The sequence below is a fragment of the Stutzerimonas chloritidismutans genome, from assembly GCF_038562055.1.
Classification (GTDB): Bacteria; Pseudomonadota; Gammaproteobacteria; order Pseudomonadales; family Pseudomonadaceae; genus Stutzerimonas; species Stutzerimonas chloritidismutans_A.
On the sequence record NZ_JBCFXD010000021.1, the window covers coordinates 39,791 to 49,809 of the forward strand.

Consider the following 10,019-nt stretch of genomic DNA (forward strand, 5'->3'; position numbering starts at 1 on the left):
TGGCGTTCGCTTAAGCCAGATGCCTGAACAGCGCCACGGCGACGATTCCGGCCGTAATCGCCGGCAGCGGCTTCTTGACCAGCAGCATCGTCACCGCGGTGGCCAGAAAAGCCAGGCGCGCGCCGTTGTCACCGTTCACCGCCATCGGCGTCAGCAGGGCGACCAGCACCGAGCCGGACATGGCGCTAATGAACTGCTCCGTTCGCCGGCTGATGGGCACGAACGACATGGCAAACACACCACCCCAACGGGTCACCAGGGTGACCACGGCCATGATCAGGATGATGACCAGCGCTCCGGATCCCGCCGTCTGCAGCGTCACTTCGACTTCTCCATCCACAGCGCGCCCAACAGACCGCCGGCCAGCGCCCCGGCCACCACATGGCTGTTGGCAGGCAGGTACCAGTACGCCAACATCGACATAACCCCAGCGACGACCCAGATCACGGTCATCCGCAGATCCTTCTTGCCGCCGACGACCATCGCCAGTAGAAAACAGCCCATGACCATGTCCAGCCCCCAACTGACCGGATCATGGATGGCACTGCCGAAATAAAGCCCCAACCAGGTGCCCAGCACCCAGAAGGTCCAGAGCGCCAGACCACCGCCAAAGAGGATGCCTAGCCCCGGCCTGCCGAGGTTGAACGCTTGCATGGACATCGCCCAATTGGCATCCGAGACGACCAGCATCACGGCGTAGCGCTTCACCGGCGGCAAATGGCGTACATAGGGATACAGCGTCGCGCCCATCAGGAGATGCCGCGCATTCACGGCAAACACCGTGACCACCAGCGGAACGACCGGAACATGGGTGCCCCAGAGCTCCAGCGAGGCAAATTGTGAGGCACCGGCAAACACCAGCGCGCTCATCAGCAGGATCGAGTAGTCGTCGAGCCCAGCCTGTGTCGCGGCCAGACCAAAAGCCAGGCCGAACACCACTACGAACAGCGAGATGGGCGTCAACTGTCTGAAGCCGGCCCATACATCAGCGCGACCAAGTGCTTGCAGCTCCGCTTCGGCGTTTGCCAAACAAGACCTCTCTAATAATCTGAAGGGGTGAGCGCAAAGAGGTTCGTCCCCCCCGGCCCTTCCCCGCGTGAGGCGATCAAAATAGGTATGACCACCGAGCCCATCGCATTTCGCCACAATGCCCGTGCAACTCGGTGCAGCGCAGGCCGCGTGGGGCCGGCCCCTGAAGATCAGCGTTTTTTCGCCGGCTTCGAGCCGCCCAGACTCGGCACCTTGCGGATCGGCTTGGCGTTGGGCTTCTCGCTTTCATCGAACCAGTTGCCCAGGTGGATGCGGCCCTTGCCAGCCCCCTCCTTGGGTTTCTTTGGTTTTTTCGGTTTTTTGATGATCTGCCCGCCGGGCTGGGTCGTCGGCACCCTGTGATCCGGGACGAATCCTGGCTCGTCGTGGCGCGGCAGCACCTGCTGGATCAGGGTTTCGATGGCCGCCAGTTGATCGACTTCATCGGCGGCGACCAGCGATACCGCTTCACCCGTGGCGCCCGCCCGCCCGGTGCGGCCGATGCGGTGCACGTAATCCTCGGCGACGATGGGCAGGTCGAAATTGACCACCTGCGGCAGGTCATGAATGTCCAGACCGCGTGCAGCCACATCGGTCGCCACCAACACCTGTACCTCACCGGCTTTGAAGCGCTCCAATGCGCGCAGCCGCGACGCCTGCGGCTTGTCCCCGTGGATCGCGTCGCTGGCGATGCCTTCGGCCTGCAGCTCCTCCACCAGCTGGTCGACGCCCTTGCGCGTCTTGACGAACACCAACACCTGGCCCCAGCGCTTTTCCGCCAGCAAGTGCAGAAACAGCTCGGACTTGCGCTTCTTGTCGACGGGCACCAGCCACTGTTTGACCGTCTTGGCGGCGGCATTACGTGGGCTGACTTCGATGGACAGCGGGTCGCGCAACAGCTTCTGCGCCATCTGCCGAATCGCATCGGAAAAGGTTGCGGAAAACAGCAGCGTCTGGCGCTTTTTCGGCAGTGCACTGAACAATGCTTCAAGCTCTTCGGAGAAGCCGAGGTCGAGCATGCGATCAGCCTCGTCCAGCACCAGCACCTGCACCTGGCTGAACGTCACGGCATTCTGCCGGTAGAGATCGAGCAGTCGCCCGGGCGTTGCCACCAGCACGTCGATGCCCTTGCGCAAGGCCATCATCTGCGGGTTGATGCTGACGCCGCCATAGACCGCATAGGTGCGCAGCGGAAGGTCTTGCCCGTAAGTCTTGAAGGACTCATGCACCTGTTCCGCAAGCTCCCGGGTCGGCACCAGCACCAACGCTCGGACTGAATTGCTGGCCACCTGCGGACCTTCGTGGAGCAGCCGCTGCAGCAGCGGCAACGCGAAACCCGCCGTCTTGCCAGTTCCGGTCTGCGCGGCGGCCATCAGGTCGCGGCCCTTGAGCACAGCCGGAATGGCCTTGGCCTGGATCGGCGTCGGCTGGGTGTAATCAAGCGATTCGAGGGTGCGTAGCAGCTGATCGATCAGGCCCAAAGAGGCGAAGGTCATGACAGTAACCGGGAAGACGAAAACAGGCTGCGCAGTTTACTCGAAAGCACGCTGGAAGCTGGAAGCTGGAAGCTGGAAGCCAAGCGTAGGGTGGATGTCGCTTTCTACATCCACCGTTGCTCCCCCACCGGTAACCCAAAAATGACGGTGAAACCACACTATCGCAGCAGCAACTTGCCTTCGATAGGCACGTAACGCGACGCCGCGCGAATCAGCGAGTTCGCGGTCAGGCCCGGCGCGCCATATGCCGTTGCTTCGGCGCCGCCGGCACGCACTCGGTCCAGTAGCAGATCAAAGTCGCCATCGCCCGAAGCCAGCACCACCTCATCGACACGCCCGATCACGTCCAGCACATCGATGGTGATCCCCACATCCCAATCGCCCTTGGCCGAGCCGTCGCTGCGCTGAATATAGGGCTTGAGCTTCACCGTGAACCCGAGGTTGCGCAGGATTTGCTGGAACTGCTGCTGCTTGGTATCCCCCCGATCGATGGCATAGGCATAGGCCTCTACGATCTCGCCGCGTTCGCTGACCTCGTCCCACAAGGCCGCGTAGTTGAAATGGCAGCCGTGGGCCTGGCGCACCGTGTAGTACAGGTTCTGTACGTCGGCAAACAGGGCGATCTTCTTCACGCGGCAACCCGAGCGGAGGAATGGCCAGCCAGTATGAACTGCGAGAGCGCACCTGTCGCCCGCCGGGCGCTCGGCTAAAACATGGGTACAAACGACCTGCAAATCGTTGAAATAGCCTCAATCGTCAGGGCGGTCAAACTGCTGTTCAGAGCACCCAACGCCGATGCTTCAGCTGTTTTGCCTCGCGCTGTTTAACAATGGGCCAGCCATCGCCAGTTTCCCTCGTTGGTCGTTGGACTTCGCCTGATCCGCCTCGTCGCCCCTTCCACCGGCCTGTTAAAGTGCGCGCCTGATTTCCCCTTGAGCTGCCGCCCCGCGATGAATGTTCTGTCCATCCTCCGTGACGCCTGGTTTTTCTATTCCCGCAATCTGCTGTCCATCGCGCGGCTGTGTCTGCCATTGATCCTGTTGGAGAGCCTCGTACGCCTGGCCATCGACCAGCTGTTCGGCAAGGGCGCCATGCCGGCTCAGGAGCTGCTGGTCGGCCTGATCTTCTATCCGTTGTACATCGCCGCGCTGATCCTGTTCCTCGACGCCCGCAGCCGCGGTCACGCGCCGCCGTTACGCGAGGTGATGAAGCGGGCGCTGCCGCTATGGCCATCGATGGCCGTGCTGGCCGGTCTGGGCACCCTGCTGATCATGCTCGGCGCCTCGCTGTTCGTGCTGCCGGGGCTGTGGGTGATGGTCAAGATTGCCTTTGCCGAATACCTGCTGGTGATACGTGGCTTGAGCCCGCTGGCGGCACTGAAGCAGAGTTTCCTGGAAACCCGTGGTCACTTCCTGCTGATACTCGGCTGCATCCTTGTGGTGCTGGCGCCGCTGTGGCTTCTGGAAGCCTGGATGGCCGCACAATTTTGGGCGGGCGATACAGCCCCAGGGGTGCTCGCCGTCGTGGTCGACTCTGTGGTCGGGCTGGTGCAGCTGTTGGCCACCGTCGTGCTGTTCCGCTGCTTCATGCTCTGCAGCGAGCCGCCCAGCCGCAGCGAACAAAAACGCTGACGGCCCGCGCAGACTACAGGTTCAACGCGGCTCCGTCGCCGCCCGAGCACCTGCCAGCCGCGGTAACAGCAGGTGTTCGAAAGTGCGCGGAAAGCAACGCGCCACCAGCCGCGCTCGCCAGTCCAGGTTCGACAGCACCAGCAACCGCTTTCTTTTCGATGCACCTTGGTAAATGGATTCCGCCACGTCATGCGGCGACGCCACGCGCCCCACCGTCAGTACCGGCTGCGGCGCGGTGGACCCATCGCCAATCAACACATTCTTGCGCAGATCCGTCGCGGTATACCCCGGACACACCAGCATCACATTGACGGCAGTATCGGCCAGCTCGCTGCGCAGGGTTTCGAACAGCCCGTGCAGCGCATGCTTGCTGGCGTTGTAAGCGCCACGATCGGGCACCGGCGCGTACTGCGACAGCGAACTGAGGACGATGATCTGCCCGCCGCGGGATACAAGACTGGGTAGCGCTGCCTGGGTGCAATGCAGCGCGCCGTAAAAGTTGACCGCCATGATCCGTTCGAACACCGCCAGGCTAGTGTCAGCCACACGGCTGCGATGGGTGATCCCGGCGTTATTGATCAGCACATCGATACCGCCGAAGCGTTCCACCACCAGCGCAACGGCCCGTTGCACCGCCCCGGCATCCGACACGTCGCAGACCAGCCCTAGCGCATCGGCGTTGTGATGGTCCGCCAGATGCTGCACCAACCCATCGAGGGCGTTCTGCTCGAGGTCGAAGATGACCACCCGTGCGCCAGCCTGGGCCATCCGCTCGGCCAGCGCGCGGCCGATGCCCGCACAGCCGCCGGTGATCACCACCACCTTGCGATCGAACACCTTGCTGGTGAATACCTTGCGATACATAAACGTCTCCATCGAATCATCCGGGCTACCGAACCCGATCAGCGCGGCAGCGCTAGCCTCAAGCATAGCCAGCCTGCACCTTATCCGCTGAGGCATCACCCCGGCGAGTGATCACGGATTAGACGGAAATAGCCCGCGTGCGCCTTCTGGACAGCCGGAGGCGTCACGCGCCATGCTTGGGCGCGCGCGAACCACAAGGGGCAGTGAATTACCTTGAAGCCATTATTCTGGATACCGTTAGCAGCGGCTCTGGCAGCACCTTATGCGGCCTCGTCCGAGACGCCGAGAACCCTGACCGTCGGTTACTACGATTTCCCTCCGGCGATTTACAGCGACGCCCAAGGCCGCCCAAGCGGACCACTGGTTGACCTCACCCGGCGTGTACTCGCCCATGCCGGCTTTCAGGCGCAATTCCGCGGTATGCCGAGTGCCCGCTTGTATGGCGCCTTGCAGAGCGGCACGGTTGACCTCTGGCCCGGCGCGCCGGGAAAGCCGGAGCTGCATGCAGATACGCTTGAGGGCCGAGAAACGCTGACCCACATCAGCCTCAACCTCTATCACCGGCCCGACACCCCGCCCCCGAGCATCCCCGGCAGCCTGCGCAAACGCGGCGTCATCACCATCGGTGGTTATAACTATTTGCCCCAGGTGAACCGCATGCTGCACGACCCGCAACTGCAAATTCTCCTGCACCGGACGGCCACCCACAGGTCGGCGCTGGAGATGCTGAAACATCGTCGCGCCGACTATCTGCTCGACTACCAGGCCCCGGTGAACCAAGCGATGAAACAGCTCGGCATGGAGGCGCTTCCCCACGTCGAACTGCACAAGGTCGCCATCCGTTTCATCGTGTCGCGCCACGCCAAAGACAGCCAGACGGTGGTCGACTCGCTGGATCGCGCCTATGCCGAGATGGCAGCGGCCGGAGAAGACCTGAGTTTGCCTGAGTAGCCGCACGCGCATATGGGGGCTGAAAGGCCTCAGAGATGATCAGCCTAGGTGCAGCCGTGCTCTCAGGTACCGCGCGGCTTGGCGCGCGCGGTGGGCTCTGCTACCAGCGGGTCATCGGGCCAATAATGTTTCGGGTACCGGCCTTTCAGATCTTTCTTCACCTCCAGGTAGGTGTTCGCCCAGAAGCTTGCCAGGTCCTGCGTCACCTGTACCGGGCGGCGCGCCGGTGACAGCAGATGCAGCTTCACCGGCAGACGCCCACCGGCGATACGGGGCGTATCGCCCAATCCGAACAGTTCCTGCAAGCGCACCGCGAGTACTGGCGGCGATTCACTGTAGTCGAGCCGCACCCGCGACCCGGATGGCACGCCAATGGCGACCGGGGCCAGTGCGTCGAGCCGCTGCGGCAGCGGCCAGGGCAACAAGGTGGCGAGCATGGCTTTCAGATCCAGCTGGGCGAAATGCGCCAGGCGCGAAACCTTACCCAGATAGGGCAGCAGCCAGTCTTCGAGCCGCTCCAGCAGCGCCGCGTCGCTGACGTCAGGCCAATCGCTGCCAGCGCCAGCCGCCAGGTCGATCTGCCGGAGCAGGCTGATACGTGCCTGCCACTGGCGCAGTTCATCCGTCCACGGCAACAGTTCCAGCCCTTTGCGTCGAACCAGCCCGAGCAGCGCTCGCCCACGCGCGTCGTCATTCAGCCCCGGTAAGGGCTCGCGACTGAAGATCAGCTCGCCAATCCGTCGCTGCCGCTCCGCGCGCAGCACGCCTTCGCGCTCGTCCCATTCCAACTCGTCACGCTGGCTAACCATCTCGGCCAGCTCTTCGTCGAACAACCCTGGGTCCAACGCCGCCGCGCGGTAAATGCGCTCTTCGCGCTGACCTTGACGGCTGCCCAACTCGGCGATCACCAACCAGGATTCTTTCATCAGCGCATCAGGCTCACCGAAGACCGCCGCGCGACCGTTGGCCAAACGGTACTCGCCACCACCGTACCGACGCTGGCGAGCAATACGGTCGGGATAGGCGAACGCCAGCAGCGCACCGTGCCAGCGATGATCGGACGCATCGGCAGGTGCAGCAGCCGAGGCACCGCGCAGCAGGCCGCGAAACTGCCGCGCCAGCTGGCGCACCCGCTGTGCGCCCGCATGCCGGCCGGCGCTGCCATCGAGCAGCCCGAGACGGGTTGAAATGTCTGCACCGCCGGTGCGTTGGCCCCCGGATTGAATATCACGTTCGACTAGCAGCGCGGCTAGATCAGCCGCCAAGGGCGCCAGCCCCAGCGCCTGGCCGCGCAATAGCAGATGGGCGATACGCGGATGCGCCGGCAACTCAGCCATGGCCTGACCGTGCGCGGTCAACTGCCAACCGCCACGGACATTAAGGCTGAGTGCGCCCAGGCGCTGGAGCAGGTCCTGCGCCTGTCGATAGGCCGCGGCCGGTGGCACATCGAGCCAGGCCAGCTCATCCGGCTCGACACCCCAGCGCGCCAGCTGCAGCGCCACGCCAGCCAGATCCGCCTGAAGGATTTCCGCATCGCCATACGCGGCAAGTTGCGCGTGCTGATCCTCCGACCACAGCCGATAGCAGGCGCCAGGCTCGAGGCGCCCCGCGCGTCCGGCCCGCTGGGTTGCCGAGGCACGCGAGATGCGGCGGGTTTCCAGACGGGTCATGCCACTGCCGGGATCGAACCGCGGCACCCGCGCCAACCCGGCATCGACCACCACCCGTACGCCTTCAATAGTGAGGCTGGTCTCGGCGATGTTGGTCGCCAGTACCACCTTGCGCTTGCCTGCTGGCGCTGGCTCGATGGCGGCGCGTTGGGCGGTCAATTCCAGTTCGCCGTGCAAAGGGCAGAGCATCACTTCGCCCCAATCCGCCAGCTGCTCGGCGAGCATGTCATTCACACGGCGAATTTCGGCCTGCCCCGGCAGGAAGACCAGCACGCTACCCGGCTCCTCATCCAGCGCCTGCAAAACTGTGTGCACAACCCGCGGCTCGAGGCGTTCACCGGCCTGGAACGGTCGTCCCCAGCGCTGCACGACCGGAAACATGCGTCCTTCACTGCGCACCACCGGTGCATCATCCAACAAGCTCGACAGCCGCGCGCCTTCCAGCGTGGCGGACATGAGCAACAGCTTGAGCGGTTCATCGCGCAGCAGCACGCGCGCATTGAGGGTCAGCGCAAGGGCCAGATCGGCGTCCAGGCTGCGCTCTCGCATTTTGCCATTCGCATGGATTTATCATTAGATACCTAAACCCAGCAAATACGGGATCTTCCACCCCAAAGCAAGGACAAGAATTCGTTGACAATCATCAGCAGCACCCTGTTCTTACCCAACTATCCATTCCGAAAAATTTCGGAGCCCCTAGCCAAGGCCTTTCAAACCCACGCGTCGTCGGAGTTGATTAACGTTCCGCTGAAGCTGCTCGAGTGCTACCTCCAACTCATCGAGGCAGAACTCTCCTACGTCCATCTGTCGAGTCGAAGCTGCGAGCCGATCATCATCGGTTTTGTCGGTGCATTGCGATCAAGAACTTTGGCCGATAGCAAAGAGCCTGTTCGGATTCGCTGGGCTCGACGTTTCGTAGAAACACTTACAAGTCTGCGCGACGAAATTCCAGGCATGCCCAATTTCGACTATTTGATGGCCGACCTCGAAGAAGGGAAAGAACTCTGGGATTCCCAGCAGAAAAAATTGAACCCATTGGCCTTGCGCTATTGGAACGGATGGCAAGTCGACTCCCTAAAAGGAGTACCAAGTTTTCTCGCGCTGGGAGAACTATGGCACTCCCATGGCCCTGAGTTTACAGAAGAGTACTACCGGACATGGAAGACTTTTTCGGCCAAGCAAGCAAGATGCAACACCACATTGTGCAACAAGCTGGCCAGCTATTTATCGAAGAACTCTTTGGAGTGGCCAACTACAACCTTCCAAAACCCAGAAAATATAAAATCATTCTTTTTGCACTTCATGAAGGAGCACTTCTTAACCGCATATAGAGAAAATCTAAATATACCAACCCAGATAAAAACGTGGAACAGGTTCATATCGAACTGCGAAGAGGCCTTTATACAATCAGGAGTTTGGGCAACCCCTTTTGGGGATGGACTACCACGGCCCATCCGCCCCAAACAACACAGAGCGCAAACAAGAGTGTCCGTGTCTGATGAGGGGGTGGAAATCCATGAAAAACTTATCACTAGAGTCCCTCTCGAAATAACTGATAACGAGGCAATAGAAATATTATTCAAAAGTATCCACAAAGACATCGAAACCGTAAAATCCTGGGCAACAGAACAAGCCAATGAACTTTACTCGAGAGTCCAACTTCGTATACTCGCAACCACACGGATAAACTCCTCGGAAATCAAACCTCGAAAAGGCTGGCAGCGTCGGAGTTACGATCACGAATCAATTTGCGCGATTTTTCAAAGCAACGGCTTTCCATCCTCGCGCATGGACTTCGAACACCAATACGGATACACCATATTATCTGCTGATGTCGCAAATATACTTGGACTTCCGGCTGCTGGCACTCTTTATCCCTACCAATGCTTACTGGTAGCAGAGCACAATGAGATCACAGAATCTTTCCTTAAGAATTTTCGTTTGTATGACGACAAAGGTAGAAGATCCGGCTTTGTGAAAACCGACACCGGGTATCAGTTGGTCGGCTTCAAGGATAGAAGAGGTGGAAAGCTAAGCGAGCAGAAAATACAACTAAACGCGAACTCAACAAAGCGAATCTTCGAAGTAATAAAGATCACAGCACCGTTAAGAAAATATCTCAAGGGAATTGGCGACAGCCGATGGAAGGAGTTATTCCTGACCTGCGGGAAGGGTTTCGGTCACCCGCGGAGCGCTGTAATTCCGACTTGGAACAAAGCGCTATTCGATAAACACACACGGATTTTTGAACGACTTGCACAACAATTTTCAAATCATACTTCCTTGAGGGGTACTGAACTAAAAAATTTCTTATGGAGACACTGCATAAATAGCCAGCCGCCCCCACCCTTGGCACACTGAGCCCCCTCAACCAGCCC

The 10,019-nt window shown here is 60.6% G+C and carries 8 protein-coding genes and 1 pseudogene; 3 read left to right on the forward strand and 6 right to left on the reverse strand.

Features of this window, described 5'->3' with window-relative positions:
• Positions 1 to 10 precede the first annotated feature (10 nt).
• From AAGW23_RS20750 to AAGW23_RS20765, 4 genes are all read right to left on the reverse strand, one after another.
• The gene (locus AAGW23_RS20750; protein WP_102837049.1) at positions 11 to 322 is read right to left on the reverse strand and encodes an AzlD family protein; all 312 of its coding nucleotides are present in this window, start codon (positions 320 to 322) and stop codon (positions 11 to 13) included.
• Positions 319 to 1,029 carry an AzlC family ABC transporter permease gene (locus AAGW23_RS20755; RefSeq protein WP_342408159.1) on the reverse strand — a complete coding sequence of 237 codons (711 nt, stop codon included), beginning with the start codon at positions 1,027 to 1,029 and terminating at the stop codon, positions 319 to 321. The genes AAGW23_RS20750 and AAGW23_RS20755 overlap by 4 nt, the downstream gene beginning before the upstream one ends.
• A gap of 170 nt (positions 1,030 to 1,199) precedes the next feature.
• Positions 1,200 to 2,525, reverse strand: coding sequence for a DEAD/DEAH box helicase (locus AAGW23_RS20760; protein WP_342408160.1), 1,326 nt, complete (start codon positions 2,523 to 2,525; stop codon positions 1,200 to 1,202).
• A gap of 158 nt (positions 2,526 to 2,683) precedes the next feature.
• Positions 2,684 to 3,157, reverse strand: a complete 474-nt coding sequence (locus AAGW23_RS20765; protein ID WP_342408161.1) for an NYN domain-containing protein — start codon at positions 3,155 to 3,157, stop codon at positions 2,684 to 2,686.
• 318 nt (positions 3,158 to 3,475) lie between these two features.
• Between AAGW23_RS20765 and AAGW23_RS20770 the strand changes: the two genes are divergently transcribed.
• A complete protein-coding gene (locus tag AAGW23_RS20770; RefSeq protein WP_342408162.1) occupies positions 3,476 to 4,156 on the forward strand; it encodes a YciC family protein in 681 nt (226 codons plus the stop codon).
• Between the two features lie 21 nt (positions 4,157 to 4,177).
• Here AAGW23_RS20770 and AAGW23_RS20775 read toward each other — a convergent pair whose 3' ends face one another.
• Complete coding sequence (locus AAGW23_RS20775) at positions 4,178 to 5,020, reverse strand: SDR family oxidoreductase (protein ID WP_342408163.1); 843 nt, start codon at positions 5,018 to 5,020, stop codon at positions 4,178 to 4,180.
• Between the two features lie 213 nt (positions 5,021 to 5,233).
• On the opposite strand from AAGW23_RS20775, the gene AAGW23_RS20780 reads away from it, so the two are divergent.
• Positions 5,234 to 5,971, forward strand: a complete 738-nt coding sequence (locus tag AAGW23_RS20780; protein WP_342408164.1) for a substrate-binding periplasmic protein — start codon at positions 5,234 to 5,236, stop codon at positions 5,969 to 5,971.
• A gap of 62 nt (positions 5,972 to 6,033) precedes the next feature.
• Here the strand turns inward: AAGW23_RS20780 and hrpB are convergent.
• A pseudogene (gene hrpB / locus AAGW23_RS20785) lies at positions 6,034 to 8,193 on the reverse strand (ATP-dependent helicase HrpB); the annotation flags it as partial.
• Between the two features lie 81 nt (positions 8,194 to 8,274).
• Here hrpB and AAGW23_RS20790 point away from each other — a divergent pair.
• Positions 8,275 to 10,002 carry a hypothetical protein gene (locus AAGW23_RS20790; RefSeq protein ID WP_342408165.1) on the forward strand — a complete coding sequence of 576 codons (1,728 nt, stop codon included), beginning with the start codon at positions 8,275 to 8,277 and terminating at the stop codon, positions 10,000 to 10,002.
• Positions 10,003 to 10,019: the final 17 nt, after the last annotated feature.